The 15,738-nt window shown below is 43.7% G+C and carries 16 protein-coding genes; 2 read left to right on the top strand and 14 right to left on the bottom strand.

All coding sequences use genetic code 11. The annotated features are described in order from the left end of the window. Positions 1-15: 15 nt before the first annotated feature. The 11 genes from FFM79_RS00655 to FFM79_RS00705 form a co-directional block, all read right to left on the bottom strand. The gene (locus FFM79_RS00655) at positions 16-969 is read right to left on the bottom strand and encodes a glycosyltransferase (protein ID WP_137641552.1); all 954 of its coding nucleotides are present in this window, start codon (positions 967-969) and stop codon (positions 16-18) included. Next, the gene (locus tag FFM79_RS00660) at positions 966-2,231 is read right to left on the bottom strand and encodes a polysaccharide polymerase (RefSeq protein WP_137641553.1); all 1,266 of its coding nucleotides are present in this window, start codon (positions 2,229-2,231) and stop codon (positions 966-968) included. Before FFM79_RS00660 ends, FFM79_RS00655 begins: the two co-directional genes overlap by 4 nt. Further along, positions 2,224-3,255, bottom strand: coding sequence for a glycosyltransferase (locus FFM79_RS00665; RefSeq protein ID WP_137641554.1), 1,032 nt, complete (start codon positions 3,253-3,255; stop codon positions 2,224-2,226). The genes FFM79_RS00660 and FFM79_RS00665 overlap by 8 nt, the downstream gene beginning before the upstream one ends. Next, the gene (locus tag FFM79_RS00670; RefSeq protein ID WP_137641555.1) at positions 3,252-4,364 is read right to left on the bottom strand and encodes a glycosyltransferase family 4 protein; all 1,113 of its coding nucleotides are present in this window, start codon (positions 4,362-4,364) and stop codon (positions 3,252-3,254) included. The genes FFM79_RS00665 and FFM79_RS00670 overlap by 4 nt, the downstream gene beginning before the upstream one ends. Further along, positions 4,364-5,041 (bottom strand): sugar transferase, encoded by a 678-nt coding sequence (locus tag FFM79_RS00675; RefSeq protein WP_137641556.1) that lies wholly within the window; start codon positions 5,039-5,041, stop codon positions 4,364-4,366. Before FFM79_RS00675 ends, FFM79_RS00670 begins: the two co-directional genes overlap by 1 nt. Further along, the gene (locus tag FFM79_RS00680; RefSeq protein ID WP_137641557.1) at positions 5,022-5,966 is read right to left on the bottom strand and encodes an NAD-dependent epimerase/dehydratase family protein; all 945 of its coding nucleotides are present in this window, start codon (positions 5,964-5,966) and stop codon (positions 5,022-5,024) included. Before FFM79_RS00680 ends, FFM79_RS00675 begins: the two co-directional genes overlap by 20 nt. 20 nt (positions 5,967-5,986) lie before the next feature. Further along, a complete protein-coding gene (locus FFM79_RS00685; protein WP_137641558.1) occupies positions 5,987-6,760 on the bottom strand; it encodes a tyrosine-protein phosphatase in 774 nt (257 codons plus the stop codon). Beyond that, positions 6,750-7,478, bottom strand: coding sequence for a CpsD/CapB family tyrosine-protein kinase (locus FFM79_RS00690; protein WP_137641559.1), 729 nt, complete (start codon positions 7,476-7,478; stop codon positions 6,750-6,752). The genes FFM79_RS00685 and FFM79_RS00690 overlap by 11 nt, the downstream gene beginning before the upstream one ends. Positions 7,479-7,488: 10 nt before the next feature. Continuing rightward, positions 7,489-8,256, bottom strand: coding sequence for a YveK family protein (locus FFM79_RS00695; protein ID WP_137641560.1), 768 nt, complete (start codon positions 8,254-8,256; stop codon positions 7,489-7,491). 515 nt (positions 8,257-8,771) lie between these two features. Further along, positions 8,772-9,743, bottom strand: coding sequence for an AEC family transporter (locus tag FFM79_RS00700; RefSeq protein ID WP_137641561.1), 972 nt, complete (start codon positions 9,741-9,743; stop codon positions 8,772-8,774). Positions 9,744-9,804: 61 nt separating this feature from the next. Next, on the bottom strand, positions 9,805-11,433 hold the full coding sequence (locus FFM79_RS00705) for a malolactic enzyme (RefSeq protein ID WP_137641562.1): 1,629 nt from the start codon (positions 11,431-11,433) through the stop codon (positions 9,805-9,807). A gap of 215 nt (positions 11,434-11,648) precedes the next feature. On the opposite strand from FFM79_RS00705, the gene FFM79_RS00710 reads away from it, so the two are divergent. Continuing rightward, complete coding sequence (locus FFM79_RS00710) at positions 11,649-12,545, top strand: LysR family transcriptional regulator (RefSeq protein WP_137641563.1); 897 nt, start codon at positions 11,649-11,651, stop codon at positions 12,543-12,545. A gap of 29 nt (positions 12,546-12,574) precedes the next feature. Beyond that, entirely contained in the window at positions 12,575-12,817 is a 243-nt protein-coding gene (locus tag FFM79_RS00715) for a hypothetical protein (protein WP_225424340.1), read from the top strand. Positions 12,818-13,119: 302 nt separating this feature from the next. Here the strand turns inward: FFM79_RS00715 and FFM79_RS00720 are convergent, their stop codons facing one another. The 3 genes from FFM79_RS00720 to FFM79_RS00730 are packed head-to-tail and all read right to left on the bottom strand — an operon-like array spanning position 13,120 to position 15,661. Continuing rightward, a complete protein-coding gene (locus tag FFM79_RS00720; RefSeq protein WP_137641564.1) occupies positions 13,120-14,055 on the bottom strand; it encodes a metal ABC transporter substrate-binding protein in 936 nt (311 codons plus the stop codon). After that, the gene (locus FFM79_RS00725; RefSeq protein WP_137641565.1) at positions 14,052-14,924 is read right to left on the bottom strand and encodes a metal ABC transporter permease; all 873 of its coding nucleotides are present in this window, start codon (positions 14,922-14,924) and stop codon (positions 14,052-14,054) included. Before FFM79_RS00725 ends, FFM79_RS00720 begins: the two co-directional genes overlap by 4 nt. Beyond that, on the bottom strand, positions 14,921-15,661 hold the full coding sequence (locus FFM79_RS00730; RefSeq protein WP_137641566.1) for a metal ABC transporter ATP-binding protein: 741 nt from the start codon (positions 15,659-15,661) through the stop codon (positions 14,921-14,923). Before FFM79_RS00730 ends, FFM79_RS00725 begins: the two co-directional genes overlap by 4 nt. Between the last annotated feature and the right edge of the window lie 77 nt (positions 15,662-15,738).

Genomic DNA, 15,738 nt, shown 5'->3' on the forward strand with positions numbered 1-15,738 from the left:
CCAACCAAATAGTTTTTAATTATTAAATTGTAGATATTTCAATCTAAGTTTTACATAGTTCCAAACATAATCACGGTTCTCTTTCGAGGTACACGTGCATTTCAACAAATAAGCAACCCCTTTTAGTCTTCGCTTTTCTTTTAGGTTGGATAGTCCCTCTGTAAAATAGCGTTGACCTAAGTTAAATTGCTTCTTAAATTGCTCGTTATTAATTTTTGTAACCAACGAGACTGGAATACTTTGATTCCGATCAAAATCATCAGTTCCGCTAAGTTGACGTTGCTTTGCTAGTTTTTGTATATATTTAGATACAACGTAAGTTTTCCAAGCATCCGCAGTCATACTGTTATTACGTAATCGATATTTTAAAAGTAAAGTATTAACTGATCCAATACAATAACCGCGATCAAGTATTCTTAACCATAAATCATAGTCTTCCGCTGTTGGTAGTAGCCGATACCCCTCAACCTGATCAAACACTTCTTTTTTAATAATTACAGTTGGATGAATAATGGTTGATCCCAGTGGTAATATTTTCGAAATTAATCGCGGGTTTTCAGGAATAGCCGACTTTTCTCCGATAACATCGCTATTTTCATCTATATAATTAATGTTTCCAGAAACCAGTGCCCACTCTGGGTGGTCCTGTAATTGCGCCATTTCAACTTCCATTCTATTTGGCATTGCAATATCGTCCGCATCCATCCGTGCCAAGTAATCGCATTTAGCAGTGCTAGCCGCTAAATTTAAACTTTGGGCTAAGCCGATGTTGGTTTCATTAAAAATTAAATGGATTACATTAAATCGATCAGCGTACTGCTTTAATGTAATCTTCAAGTCTTTTCGTTCCGGATTATCTAATACAATGATAAATTCTGAAACAGACAAGGTTTGTTTCAGAATGGAATCCATAGCAGCCTCTAACTGCATAACCGTCTCATTGTAAACACTCATTATTACGCTAATCATTCTTCAATCTCCTCTGGTCCTGTTGAAAATAAGTACGTTAAAAAGATAATACTCGACAATACGAGCCCACTCCGAGCTGCTTCCCCTTTATAATTTGCAAGGGCCCAGATACATATAAAAGCGATTAACAACATACTTTTCCTAACCGAATCATTAAGCAACCGCGTACGAGATAAAATATAACTGATTCCAGTTCCATACAATAACAACATATAAGTAATTCCGCCCATAAACAGATCATTTACATAGCCAATATCAGAGGTTCCAAAAAAAATATTTGCCGTGTTTTCACCATATACGCGAATGCCGTAGCCAAATAACCAGGCACCTATTCCAACCGGTACCATCAAAAATGATCCCGCCAATTGAGCATAGTTACCAACTTTATTCCCAGTAATAATTAGTGTCACCGTATCCATCGCCCCATCAATAATCCATTGATAAGTGGCTGGCTGGATTTTTTGCAATACTAATAATGCTAGGGCCGTTATACCAATGCTGAATAGAACTAGTAACGCAACTTGAATTACTCCCCTAAAACTAGTAAAAAGTCTTTTAAAGAGTAATATTCCAAATCCAAGGCTCAAAGTTGCTAGTCCGGTTCGACCATTCATGACAATCATAAACAGACAAAAAGGTAAAAAAAGATAATAGCGTCTATTACCATTCATACCTAAATAAATCGCACATAGCCCAATAATACTATGATAAATGGGTGTAAAAAATGTGTAGTCACTACTAATACCATATAAACGCTTACCATAGATAAACTGATTATCAATAACGCCTGCTGCTGTTCGTGAAAGAATCTCAGATCTAATCGAAGGATCTAGCATCATTATCACAGCAATAATGCATTGCCAAACAACTAACCATAAGAGCCACGTCAGTACCTTTTGATTACTAAAATTAAAGTATTTTCTAAGAATTTCAAGCCAAATAACTAATCCTAAAACATTTACCATAACCGCAGTATTTTGTAATACACGTGGATCCGAACCAGCCAGCATTGCACGTATCCAGTAATAAAGCACTGATAAACTAATCCCAATCAAAAAAACAGCAAGGTTTCGAAAAACATTCATAAGTTCTCCGGGTGTTAGCATTAATATTAATAAACTTGTGATAAATGCCATCATCACCATTGGCAAATAACTAAAACTTTGTCCCAAAAAATTAGGTTGATAAACCAAAAAGAACCCAATTACAAAAAGAATTGGCTTAGGCCAATTCTTTTTTCCACCAACAACGATCTCACCCATTTCGTAGTACCTCTTTATACACTTTCCTAATATCTCCCATATAACGCCGCTCATCATAGAAATCAAAATTTATCGTCGATAATCGAGATAATCGTTCATCCAAATATTTTTGATCATTGAAAAGTCGATTTAAAATCTCAACTGCTTCCTTTTGGCTATGATAGATTAATCCACCGACGCCTTGCGCTGTATCTGCAATCCCGCCAACATTAGGTGCAACTGGGATTGCACCTAAGAAAGCTGCTTCAACCATCGTTAGCCCAAACGCATCGGAAACCGACGTTGACAAAATAACTTTTGAATGTAACATGTACGGATAAGGATTATCCTTAAAGCCAAGAACATCAATTTGCTGGTCATGCTGTGTTTTCTCAGAAATTACCGCAAATTCGCTACCTTCACCTAATATTCCAATTTTTAAATGAGGATGTGACTTCAGTACTTTCTTAACAATTTTGAGAAACACTTCTGGCTGCTTAACATGCTCAAGGCGTCCAACAAACAGCACATCATATGATTTAACATTCGAACGTAGCGCTAACTCGTGAATCTGGCTCAACTTTAATCCATTTTTGATAACACATGCTTTTTTTACCTTATCCTGATAAATATACGAAGCTCGCGCCCAATCAGATACATAAATCACTTTGAAACTTCTGTTTGCAATGTATCGAAAACAACGGCTTTTCCAATTAGTCGTCATTTGCCATTCTGGTGCTTGATGAATATGTAAGATTATTGGAATCTTGCGAAATAACAAGTGTGCTAAAAAGCTAGATTTGAAATCATGAGCATGAATAATTTCCGGCTCAAACATTTTTACTGCTCTCACAAAAGAAACTAAATGATGATAGTCAAGTACAACGTGTTTAATGCCGACCTTAAAAAGCGTTTTATCAATCAAACCGGCTGGTGAAGCATAAGCAAACTCATATTGATCCTTCAAACTTTGTATAATATCAATCGCAATACTTTCTGCGCCACCATATTTATCTGAAGCAAGTAAATGTAAAACTTTTTTCAATAACGCCGACCCCATTCATTTCTAGCCTCTGCATAAGCAGCATCCGTTTTTAATAGCATTCTTTTAACCGTATATTCTTTTTGGTACATTTCTTTAGACAAAGTTCCCATCGTATTACAGTTAGTTTTATTCAACATCATTTTTTGAAGTGCTCTCGTAATTGAACGTGTCTCGTTCTTTACTAAAACACCATTTGCTTGGCATAATTCAGGAATACCACCTACATTTGAAGCAATAATCGGTAAGCCAAGCGCCATCCCTTCCACAATACACAACGGCAAAGCCTCATAATCTGAAATTAAAGCAACGGCATCTGATTTTGCATAATAATCTTGAACGTTTGTAACGCTCCCCTTAAATATCACCGAGCTCTCTAACCCAAGTTCAGCAACAATTTTTTTACACTCGTTCAATTTTGGACCATCACCGAGTAATATGAGCTTAAATTGATCCCTATTTGGGACATTAGCAATTGCTCGAATTAATAAATCTTGACGCTTAGGAACATCAAAACGAGCCGCCATCGTCACAAGAAATTGATCAGATTGGTCCTTTACTACGGCTTTTTTTTGTAAAGCCTTAACACCGTTATGAATAACTTCACCATTATGATGCATATTCATTAATCGCTTTTGTTTACCTAATCGATAATCAAATTGAGAAACACAGATATAATGAGTTGTCAGCGGTTGTAAACATCGCTCAATGAACGTTGCCATTAAAGCTCTTTTTTTACTAACCCCAACCGTAAAAGCCCACCCATGTACTGTATAAACTGTAGGAGCTATCCCCTTTGAAGCTAGTCGCCCAATCGTTCCCGCTTTTGCAGAGTGTAAATGTACAAGATCTGGACTAACTTTTTTTAATAAACGGCGTAATTTAATAACTGTTTTAACATCTTTGAACGGAGCAATACGACGACACATTTGATTAATAACAACAACGTGCACTCGTGGAAAATTACGCTTCACCTGTTCAGTGAGCCGCCCCTCAGTTCCCACTACTAACCAAACCTCACGTTGCTCCTTCACCTGCTGTTCAATTAAAAGATAGACATGTGATTGAGCACCGCCCCAGGTTCCCTGAGTAATTACGTACATAATTTTCATTACCTTGCACCATCCCCAGTAATTACGATTTTAACGGTCCCCAGCAGAAGCTTAAGATCAAACCATAACGAATAATGCTCAATATAATAGTTATCCAATTTACACTTTTCATCCGGCGAAATATCATAACCACCGTTAATTTGTGCATACCCTGTAATTCCCGGAATAATTCGTAATCGCTTAGCAAAGCTTGGGTTATTGGCTGTAAACTTTTCCGTTAAGACAAGCCGCTCAGGACGTGGCCCAACTAAACTCATATCACCAACTAATACGTTCCAAAACTGTGGTAACTCATCGATTCGCGTTTTACGCATAAATCGGCCAATTGGTGTAACTCTGGGATCGTTTTTTTTCGCCCAAATCGCACCCGTATTTACTTCTGCATCCTGTCGCATTGAACGTAACTTAATAACCTTAAACGGCTTTCCCATTAAGCCCGCCCGCTCTTGCTTGTAAAACGCCGGCCCTTTAGACGTTAATTTCACCAAAATCGCAAACACTAAAACAATCGGCGCGCTAATCATTGTGCCAATTAAGCCAACGATTAAGTCAAAAAAACGCTTAACAAGCATGCTTGAACCCGTAACAGGAGTTCCTATCAGTTGCTTAAACTGATAGTGCGTTGATTCGTTTAAGTTCGATAGCTGCTTTGGTTGATTAACTTCGGCTTGCCGCATGACTAACACCCTCCCAATACTGTGCTAATCCTTGTTTTAAGGACCAATTACGTTGATAACCTAAGTTAACTAACTTATCAATATTTGCAACGGAACGCTTAACTTCCCCTAACCGACCCGCAGCGAAATTGATAGCTAACTCCCGGCCCGTAATATCCTCATATGTATCCAAAATATCGTTTAAACTCGTTTCAACTCCATTTGCAATATTGAACACCTCGTGTTTAACTCCACTCGTGGTGATCAACCAAATTGCTTGGATGACATCCTTCACGTAAACAAAGTCACGCGTTTGGGTGCCGTCACCATAAAGTGTGAATGGGCGTTGCTGTTTGAAACAGTCCGTCAAAATTGATAACACACCCGAATATGGTGAAGCTGGATTCTGGCGTGGACCATAAACATTGAAAAAGCGTACACACACGGTCGGAATGTCGTATAACTCCCCATAAGCTAAGACAAAGCGTTCCGTTGCGTATTTATCAATCGCGTACGGCGAAACTGGATCCACTCGTGAATCTTCACGCTTCGGCAATTCCGGTAAATTACCGTAAACCGCCGCTGACGACGTAAATAAAAACTGCTTAATTTCTAAGTGGCTTCGACGAATATACTCCAGCATTCTGAAAACTGCGGTATGATTGACCATGTGCGTTTCCGCTGGTCGTTCAATAGAATCAGCGACACTTGCTACCGCTGCTAAAAAGTAAATATAATCTGGCTGTTCTTCCTGTAAAATTTGTTGCATAAACTTTTCATTGCAAACGTCCTCCAAATAAACCTTGACTTCTGGACGCTGCCTTAAATTATGTAAATCCCCCATCGATAAATTATCCACGACCACCACGTCTAATCCTTGTTCTACCAGATGATCAACTAAGTGTGAGCCAATAAAGCCAGCTCCCCCTGTCACTAATGCTTTCATTTTCACTAACCTACTCTTTCTTAAAATAACCAAAAACGCTTGGACTTACGTGGTACGCGCACCGTCCCCATTTCCACGGGTTCCCCATTCAGTAACTGCCGTGCAGTTGCCTTGAATCGTTGCGGATAACCACTATCCATTTTCCCCAGAACTTCATATGCTTCCCGTAGTACAAATTCTCGCTGCTTCAACGCATGGGCATCCGATGCAACCACCTGCACGAGGTTGCACTGGACAAATTCCTTCACCATCCGCTGAACTGCTGCTCCAAAAGTTCCCACTAAACTACTGGCAGTCACCTGAGCGAGACACCCTTGTTGAACGAGCTGGTAAAGTCGTTGTGGTTCAGCCAATAACTGGGCGTTACGTTCTGGATGAGCCAACACCGGCGTAATTCCCTGACAACTCAATTCAAAAATGGTTTCGTCTAAGTACGCTGGTACCATTTCATGCGGTAACTCTAGTAATAAGTACCGGCGATTTTGGTCGATTCCTAATAAATCATCTAAATGATCTAATAGTTGCCCGTTCAGGTGCACTTCCTGTCCGGGAAAAACCGTTAACGCAATCCCCTGACGGTCCAATTCATTTTGAAACTGCTGGACCGCCTGCCGAACAACCACCGCATGATTTACATAATGGCGATCATAATGGTGCGGCGTTGCCAACACGTAGCCAATGCCATCCGCAACCGCTTGACGCGCTAATGTGAGTGACGCTTCTAGCGATGGTGAGCCATCGTCTAATTTTGGCAATAGGTGACAATGTAAATCAATTAGCTGATTACTTGTCATCACTGTAGTACCCGTAACCATTAGAATAGCCATAATATCCCCGACTACCATGGTCGTGAACGTCATTTAAAATTGTTCCCAACAAGGTAGCTCGTGAACTCTTCAACGCTAAAACTGCGTCTCTTACAGCGTTTTTTTGCGCAACACCTTGACGAATAACGAAAACCGTACCATCCACCTGATTAGCCAGCAATAGTGAATCGGTTACTGGTAAAATTGGTGGCGCGTCAACGATCACCATGTCAAGTTTGCGGGTCGCGCTTGTCAGAAATTCTTTCATCCGACCACTGCCTAATAATTCAGCAGGGTTCGGTGGCTTGGGGCCACTCGGCATCACAAAGAGATTATTTAGTGTCGGAAAAATGGCCTCATTCACGTCATCAATTTGCCGACCCAACCACGAACTTAGCCCCCGTTGGTTTGCTAATCGAAACGTTTTATGAATCGTTGGTCGGCGTAAATCAGCATCGACCAATAAAACTTGTAACCCCTCCTTCGCATATTCGACGGCTAAGTTTGCACAAATCGTTGATTTTCCTTCGCCGACCATGCTGGACGTAACCATCAAGGTTCGTAACTGCTTATCCGTTGCCGAAAAGTTAATATTGGTTCGAATCGTTTTGATTTGTTCCGTAATGACCGACATCGGTTCGTTGAGCGTCGTTAAATTAATGGCACTCGTCGTAGTGGTACTTTGCTTCTTTTCCCGTTTAAACATGCCGCCCCTCCTAAACTCGCTTGCCTGAAAGCTGCGTCTGCACATCATTTGTTAAATGCAAATGCCGCTTTAAATTTGCCGCCTGCTTCCGTTGCGAGTGGTGTGGCTGATGATTAACAATGCCTAAACTCGGTAAAGCCAACTCACCCGTCAAGAATTCTAAGTCATGAACGCGCCGATCCGTTAAAATACGTAAAGCCGCGTAACTTAGTCCCAACAATAATCCAAGAATTAGACCAATCATCAGGTTCAACGCCTTTCTCGGTGCAACCGGCAGTTGTGGTGCTTCCGCCGGTGCTACGATGGTCACGTTATTAACCTTAATAATCTTGTGAACTTGACGCTTAAAGCTGTCCGCTACCTGGTTTGCAATCAAAGCACTATGCTTCCTACTCTGATCCGTGACAACGATTGAAAACACCTGCGAATTTTGAGTGCTCGTAACACTAACCGCCTGTTTTAAATCATTTAACGAACGCCGTACACCGTACGCGTCCGCCAGCATTTCCTGCGCCGGTTTCAAAATAACCTGATTGCCAATTAATTCTTTATACGTCGTAATCATCTGAACGTCGGCTTGCTGGCCCGCAAAGTCGTTGCCAGTACTATTGGTTCGCCGATTAACCAAGATTTGAACGTTTGCTTGGTACTTCGGTGTCATAATGCCGAAGGTTACGATTGCCGCTAAGACGACTCCCAATACGCTGCACGCTACAAGTGCGCGCCAATATTTACGTACTAAGCGCAAAAAAAACTCATAATTAACTACTTGCTCCATCCGTATTTTTCCACCCCAATAATGTTCCCTTTTAACTATCAACAGCCTAAAGACTCTTTACAGCTTAACACGGCTTATCCCCTTGTCAATTAAGGCTCAAGCGCTTCTGTAAGTTAACCCAACCGGGGTGACAAGTCACGTTATTTTTCAATATAAATTTAGTATATATTGATAGGATACCCTTAAATGTGAAGAGCTTTGATTAATAAAAAATACGTGAGACGCACCCCCAAATTGGTTTGATTACGTGGCGATACTAATTTATAAAGATTGTGGCTTTAATACCCCAGCTAACATCTCAATGGACTAGTTGTCCGGTTTTAATTATTAAATCACCGGCACCTCACTCAACGGCCCATCCTAATTAACCTAGTTTGTTCGGCCAACCTAGCAACTAACCATCAACTGCAAATAAAATATAAGAATTTATTACAAAAATTTTTTATTTAATAACCACCATCACCGCACAAAAAAAGCGCCGTACCCGCAGGCACGACGCTCATCACTCTTAAACTTTAGATAAATTGAATCAAAGACATTAGAATTGGAACCACAACGATGAATAGCACGGTACTGGTCGTGACCACGTTCGTCGCGTATTCCACGTCCCCATGGGCCTCGTTCGCCAAGATTGGCAAGACCGCAAGCATTGGCGTTGCGGATTGCACAATCAAGGTTTGGCTAGCCAACGTTGGGAAGGTTGCCCCAAAGTTGCCGGCGACCAGTAAGACCGCCACCATGATGGCTGGTGAAATCACGAAGCGCCCAATCAACGCAACGATCGTATCGCGATCGAAACGAATACTCTTGAGGCCCGCGTCTGCCAAGACAATCCCAATATAGATTAGGGAAAGTGGTGTTACCAGGTTCCCAACGTAAGTTAAGGTTGAGTTAATGAAGGAAACCTTCATCACTGGAATGTTCAACAGTAAGAAGACCAGGGCAACGATGAACCCAACCAACGGCATCGGAATGACCTTTTTCCAGTCAATCTTGTTATGCTGCTTTTGCTTTGGTTTCGTTGGATCGTCGTTTGAAATCAAGAAGACCCCAAACGCCCACGTTGAAACGGTGTTCACCACGTAGTAAACCAAGAAGTACGTCATACTCTTGTCACCGAACAAGGCCATGTTCAACGGTAACCCGATGAAGATGGTATTGGCGTTGACGATCGCGTTAATAAAGATCCCGCGCCGACCTGGCCGAACGCGTAAAATCTTAACCAGTGCGTAAGCAATCAAATAACCGATAATTACGGCTAAGAAAGCGTACGCTAAGTAACCCGCAAATGACGATAATTGGCCTAGCGTTAGGCGGCCAAGCACCGAAACAAAAATCGATGCTGGCAGTGCAATGTTTTTAATAAATTTTGAAATTGTGCCCGCAAACTGGTCATCAAACCAACCAGTCCGCCGTAAAATAAATCCAAGCACCATGATCAAAACGACAACGAGGACGCTTTGAATCGAATTCCATAAAACTCCCATGAGTGTTTAATCCCCACTTCCTACATATTCTCTTAATCTCTTTGGCCTTATGCCGACCTCTTTAGTATTCTGGTACCCACTTCATGTCGGCAACGGCTTGCTTAGCGTCGGCGATTGGTTCCTTGTTCAACTTCTGATCAAGGACGCTTTGGGCAACGACCGTCGCAAGCGTTTGTGAAAATTCCGTAATCTTAGAAACTGGTGGTAAGACGGCCGCACCGGGCTTGTCAGTATCGACGATCCCACCAAGGGCGTGGCAAGCTGCGGATAAGGTTTCGTTGTTTAAAACCTTCGCCGTAGACGCAATCAACCCGAAACCGAGTCCAGGGTACATCAAGGCGTTATTTCCTTGACCGATTTGGTAAGTGACACCCTTGTATTCCACGTCATCAGCTGGAATCCCAGTTGCGACTAAGGCGCGCCCGTCAGTCCACTTAATCAAGTCTTCCGCTTTAGCTTCCGCTAACTTAGTTGGGTTGGAAAGTGGGAAGATAATCGGGCGGTCAGTGTGGGCGGCCATTTCCTTAATGATGCTTTCCGTGAAAGTGCCTGGTTGGGTCGAAGTCCCAATCATGACGGTTGGATGTACGGCCTTAACAACGGCTTCTAAGTTCGTTAATTCGTCAGCGTTGCTAAATTCACTCCGCTTACGCGTGAAGGCTTTTTGGGCTGGAGTTAAGTCTTCCGTATCGTCGAATAACAACCCTTGCTTATCAACCGCGTAGAAATGTTGCTTAGCTTCTTCTTCGGATAAGCCCGCTTGCATCAATTCGTCCATGATTTGGTTAGCAATTCCCATGCCGGCAGTTCCGGCACCAAATGACAGAATCTTTTGGTCCTTAATGCTTTCCTTCGAGATGTTCAGGGCACCTAGAATTCCGGCTAATACGACCATCCCAGTTCCTTGAATGTCATCGTTAAAGGTGGCAATCTTATCCTTGTACTTATCAAGAATGACTTGGGCGTTTGAACGGCCAAAGTCTTCCCAATGCAGTAAGGATTCTGGGAATAATTTTTGTTCCGCTTCAACAAACTTGTCGATCATGTCGTAATACTTGTCACCGTATACCCGCTTGTGCCGGTTACCTAAGTACAACGGATCATCTAAGAGTTGTTGATTGTTCGTCCCGGCGTCGATGCTAACGGGCAGAACTTGGGATGGGTCAATCCCGGCAGCGGCCGTGTAAACCATCAACTTACCAATGGCAATGTCGACACCGTTAACACCCCAGTCACCCATACCGAGAATTCCTTCGGCGTCGGTTACAACGACTAAGCGGATGTCGCGACCGTCAGCGGCGTTTTTCAGCGTTGCTTCGATATCTTCAGGCGCATCAATCGAAACAAAGGCCGCATTTTGTGGATCTAAGAATAATTGATTATATTGTTCAATTGAATCCGCAACGACCGGATCATACACGATTGGCATGAATTCCACCACGTGTTGGTCCATTAAGTGGTAGAATAACGTCCGGTTTTCATTAAACAAATTCATTAAGAAAATCCGTTTTTCTAACCGGGTCGCTTTACTTTGAAATTGCGCATAAGCTTGGGTCGTTTGTTCTTCAATCGTTTGAACCTTACTTGGTAACGTCCCGGTTAAGCCTAAGGCGTGCCGTTCTTCGTTCGTGAATGCAGTCCCTTTATTTAAGAAGGGGTTGTTTAAAATCTGATCTGCAGTTTTGGTCATGAAAGTTCCTCCATTATTTGACTAGTTCAGTATCTTAATAAACAAACGTCTCAACTGGTTACAGGCTAACATGGAATTTGTTCATCGTCAGTAACGGACGCTTATCAATTTACAGTCATCAGTTTAATCTTAAGAAAATCTTATAGTCAAATCTGTGGTAAGATATAAATATCTTTTATAAGGTCGTTTAAAACGCCGCTATTACAGGAGAAATCATGAACACAAAAGACCTAGCCTATTTTAATCAAATAATTTTACAAAAAAACTTTTCAAAAGTCGCTAAATATTTTAATGTTAGTCAGCCAACCATCACCACGGCGGTCAAACGCCTTGAAGCGGAATTTGGCGCGAAACTGATTATTCGCGACCGCGTTCACAACGAAATTTTGGTCACCGCTAGCGGCGACCAGTTGGCTAAACACGCTGAATTGATTCTGCGACAACTTGAAATTGCGCACCAAGAAATCACCAACCTCACCGACCAGCAAATTGTGTTAGGGCTGCCACCAATCATTGAAAACCACTATTTCCCGCCAATTGCGGTCAAACTTGAAGAAGCCGGCTTACTAGCCAACATTCAGACCGTTGAGGGGGGCTCCAACAAGTTACGAAGCGCGGTCCGGGACGGTCAGGTTGATATGACGTTACTCGGCTCGGTCGACCCAATTTCCTACACGGCGCTGATTGCCGAGGAGTTCGACCGCGCCCCGTTTGCCATCTACGTTTCCAAGCACCATCCGCTAGCTAAACGCAAACGCATCTATTTTAGTGAACTGCGCCACGAAAAATTTGTCTTCTTTAATAGTAACTTTATCCACAACACTGCCTTTAATCGCTTAGCGCGGCGCAATCACTTCCGGCCGCACATCGTCTTTCGCTCCAACGATACCCACATGTTAATGAAGGTGATCAGTGCCAACGTCGGGGTCGGCTTTCTAACCACCCTCGTTGACCACTACCTCGACGACGTGGTGCAACTCGAATTACTCGATGACGAACAACCCGAATTCATTACGAGTATCGTCTACCGGACGTCGCACATTCTGACGCCGGCGCAAAAACAACTACTCACCATTTTGCACGGTGCGCTGGAACCAACCAATCAGGTATAATAAGAACTAACCACATTGGAGGAATTATTTTGGATAATGACACGTTAAAAAATTACTTAACCGCAAACTCCCAGGTCGTCACGATTTTCATGGAGAAAGCGACGACCTTTTTAAATCAGAAGAATGAGCAACGTTTAGCGGCCCGGCAGTTTAACGAGGCTGAGATCAACCGCCAAGCTGAAAAAATGCTCGACCAAGTTATCGCCAACATTCACGATAAAATTGCCCCCACACCCGCGCCCAAACGCCCGAAGCATGGGAAGCATTCTTAACTGAAAACGACGTGCTCGACGAACTAGAACTCTCAATGAGTGAATTATCGTTTGAACAAGAAGACTAAGGTTGACGCCGAGCCGCACCCATGGGATAATGTTGGACGGTGCCAAACCACGGCCGGCAGCTCCGGATCGGCGCGCAAGCGTTCCGAAGGTCTGTGAAGTCGGCCACGCGGCCACTCGCTTCTGCGGGTGGTCGTTTTTTTGAAAACTCAATTCGCACCTTTTTTACCGGATCAACACCCACAGCATCGAACCTAAAAAAGACGCCCCGGTCTCACCGGTGCGTCCCCTCCAAATTATTTTAAGCCATCATATATATGATCTAAATTCCACTTCATCATCGCGTAATACGTTGAACCGGGCTTCCCCTTGGCCGCTAGCGAGTCGGTAAAAATCGTACTTGCTACCGGTAAGTTCGTTTCCTGTGCCAGTTTATTCATCGACTTCGGTGAAACGGACGACTCCACGAATAAGCTTTTAACTTGCGACGCGTGGATTTTGGCAATTACCGTTCGCATTTGCTCCGGTGTCCCCTGCGACTCCGTGTTCACTTCCCAAATATAGGCAGCCGGAATGTCGTAGGCCGCTGAGAAATACTTGAAGGCCCCTTCCGAAGTCACCAGTAACCGCTGTGCTTCGGGAATTTGCCGGAACTTCGTCTGGGCTTCCTGGTGCAACTGCGTTAACTTCGCCACGTAGCGGTCCGTATTTTCCTGATAGGCCGTTGCGTGTTCGGGATCTTTTTTCTGCAGCGTCTGATTAATGGTCTCCACGTACTTAATCCCGTTGGCTAAGTCGAGCCACGCATGGGGATCCGGTTCGTTCGCATTAGTCGTTAGATACCGGACCCGCACACCCTTCGAGACCGCAAAAACGTCCTTATCAAACTGCTTCTTGGAAGTTTCCACCAATTTCGTAAACCAGCCGTTCCCGCCAGTCTCTAAGTTTAACCCGTTATAAAATACCACGTCGGCTTCGGCGGTCGCCGCAATATCGGTTGGGCGCGGTTCGTACTCGTGCGGATCGGTCCCGCGGGCCACAATACTGTAGTGCTCGACGTGGTTGCCACCGACATTTCGGACCATATCATCAATAATTGAGTTCGTGCTAACGACCTGCAAGCGGTTGCTGGTCGTTTTTTCCGCCTCAACGGTTTGACGTTGATTTAAAAATACGGCCATCCCGGTAATCATCGCGACCACGCCAATCAAAGCAATTAAATTCTTCTTCATGCGGTCGCCCGGCGTAAACGCGCCTTACCCTTAAATAAAGTTGGTAGTAACGCTTGCTTGGGTGAAACGACAAAGGAAATCCCGAACAACCCGGCCGCAACCAGTACAATCGCGGGCCCCGACGCCCAGTTAAACGTGTAACTGAAGTATAGCCCCACTACGGAGCTGATTGCGCCTAACGTAGCGGCTAATCCCAACATCACGGCTAACCGATCCGTCCATAGAAAGGCAGTGGCAGCCGGTGTAATTAACATTGCGACTACCAGGATAATCCCGACGGTTTGCAGCGCGGAGACCGTTACGAGTGTCAGCACTAGCATTAACGCGTAATGCAGAATTTGAACGCGGAAACCGTACGTTTGGGCAAAGGTGGGGTCAAACGACGTAATTAGTAACTCCTTATAGAAGAACACGACGAATAGAATCACCAGCCCTAATACGACCGTGGTCGTCATCATATCAGTATCACTAACGGCCAAAATATTCCCAAACAAAATATGGTGTAAGTTGGTCGAACTTTCAGCTAACGAAATGAGGATAAACCCAAGTGCGTAGAAGGCGCTAAAAACGACCCCAATTGACGTATCGGTTTTAATTTTACTGCGACTCGCCACCAGTCCAATTAGCCCGGCAGCCAAAATGCCGAAAATGGAAGCTCCAATCATCACGTTGATTCCTAACATGTAGGCTACCGCGACCCCGGGAAGCACCGCGTGGGAGATGGCGTCGCCCATCATCGACATTCCCCGTAAAATAATAAAACTACCAATCATGCCGGACATGATTCCAACCATAATGGCGGTAATCAAAGCACTCTGTAAAAAATCATAGCGACCAAGCGCGGTCACAAAAGTTGTCACTGAATTCATGCTTGCGCACCCCCCTGAGCAAATAGGACTGCCGAGAGATCGGCACTAAACGTTCGTTCAATATTCGTCGGTGTATACACGTCGGCCACCGGCCCATAATCCACAATGCCGTGGTTTAAAATCACGAGGTCGTCAAAGTAGCGCGACACCTTGTTTAAGTCGTGATGCACGACGATAATCGTCTTACCCGCATCCCGCCAGCCGTGCAGGATTGCCATAATGGCAGTTTCGCTTTGGAGGTCAATTCCCACGAACGGCTCGTCTAAAATAATCAGGTCGGCTTTTTGTAAGATTGCCCGGGCAACGAAAACCCGTTGAAGCTGACCCCCTGAAAGCTGGCCAATTTGCCGGTCCGCAAACTCCGCCAGGTCGACCTGCTTTAAAGCCTCCAGGCAGCGTTTACGGTCAGCCTTACTTGGTTGCCGGAAAAGGCCTAACCGTCCGTAGGTCCCAGTCAAAACGACGTCAAAAACGTTGATTGGAAAGGTCAAATCTAAGTCTTTGCGCTGTTCCACGTAAGCAATTTGTTTTTGAAATTGTTTTAACGTATGACCATTAAACGTGACCGTTCCAGTTTGCGTCTTAATCAAGCCTAACATGGCCTTGATTAAAGTTGATTTTCCCGCACCGTTGGGGCCAATGATTCCAGTAATTTTGCCGGCGTTAAAGTTAACGGCAACATCAGTAAAGACTGGTGTGTCACTGTATGCCACGGTGAGGTTTTGTACTTCTAACATTCAAAGTTCCTCCGTTCATCGCGGTTGTCGGTATTTTAGTTCTGACCTCATCATAACGGATAATTAACATTTATGCA

The organism is Lactiplantibacillus modestisalitolerans (assembly GCF_005405425.1).
In the GTDB taxonomy this organism is placed as follows: domain Bacteria; phylum Bacillota; class Bacilli; order Lactobacillales; family Lactobacillaceae; genus Lactiplantibacillus; species Lactiplantibacillus modestisalitolerans.

Bases quoted from the DNA above. Each gene is read 5' to 3' on its own strand.
- FFM79_RS00655 (WP_137641552.1), bottom strand. From the start codon at position 969: ATGATTAGCGTAATAATGAGTGTTTACAATGAGACGGTTATGCAGTTA.
- FFM79_RS00660 (WP_137641553.1), bottom strand. From the start codon at position 2,231: ATGGGTGAGATCGTTGTTGGTGGAAAAAAGAATTGGCCTAAGCCAATT.
- FFM79_RS00670 (WP_137641555.1), bottom strand. From the start codon at position 4,364: ATGAAAATTATGTACGTAATTACTCAGGGAACCTGGGGCGGTGCTCAA.
- FFM79_RS00675 (WP_137641556.1), bottom strand. From the start codon at position 5,041: ATGCGGCAAGCCGAAGTTAATCAACCAAAGCAGCTATCGAACTTAAAC.
- FFM79_RS00680 (WP_137641557.1), bottom strand. From the start codon at position 5,966: ATGAAAGCATTAGTGACAGGGGGAGCTGGCTTTATTGGCTCACACTTA.
- FFM79_RS00685 (WP_137641558.1), bottom strand. From the start codon at position 6,760: ATGACAAGTAATCAGCTAATTGATTTACATTGTCACCTATTGCCAAAA.
- FFM79_RS00690 (WP_137641559.1), bottom strand. From the start codon at position 7,478: ATGTTTAAACGGGAAAAGAAGCAAAGTACCACTACGACGAGTGCCATT.
- FFM79_RS00695 (WP_137641560.1), bottom strand. From the start codon at position 8,256: ATGGAGCAAGTAGTTAATTATGAGTTTTTTTTGCGCTTAGTACGTAAA.
- FFM79_RS00700 (WP_137641561.1), bottom strand. From the start codon at position 9,743: ATGGGAGTTTTATGGAATTCGATTCAAAGCGTCCTCGTTGTCGTTTTG.
- FFM79_RS00705 (WP_137641562.1), bottom strand. From the start codon at position 11,433: ATGACCAAAACTGCAGATCAGATTTTAAACAACCCCTTCTTAAATAAA.
- FFM79_RS00710 (WP_137641563.1), top strand. From the start codon at position 11,649: ATGAACACAAAAGACCTAGCCTATTTTAATCAAATAATTTTACAAAAA.
- FFM79_RS00720 (WP_137641564.1), bottom strand. From the start codon at position 14,055: ATGAAGAAGAATTTAATTGCTTTGATTGGCGTGGTCGCGATGATTACC.
- FFM79_RS00725 (WP_137641565.1), bottom strand. From the start codon at position 14,924: ATGAATTCAGTGACAACTTTTGTGACCGCGCTTGGTCGCTATGATTTT.
- FFM79_RS00730 (WP_137641566.1), bottom strand. From the start codon at position 15,661: ATGTTAGAAGTACAAAACCTCACCGTGGCATACAGTGACACACCAGTC.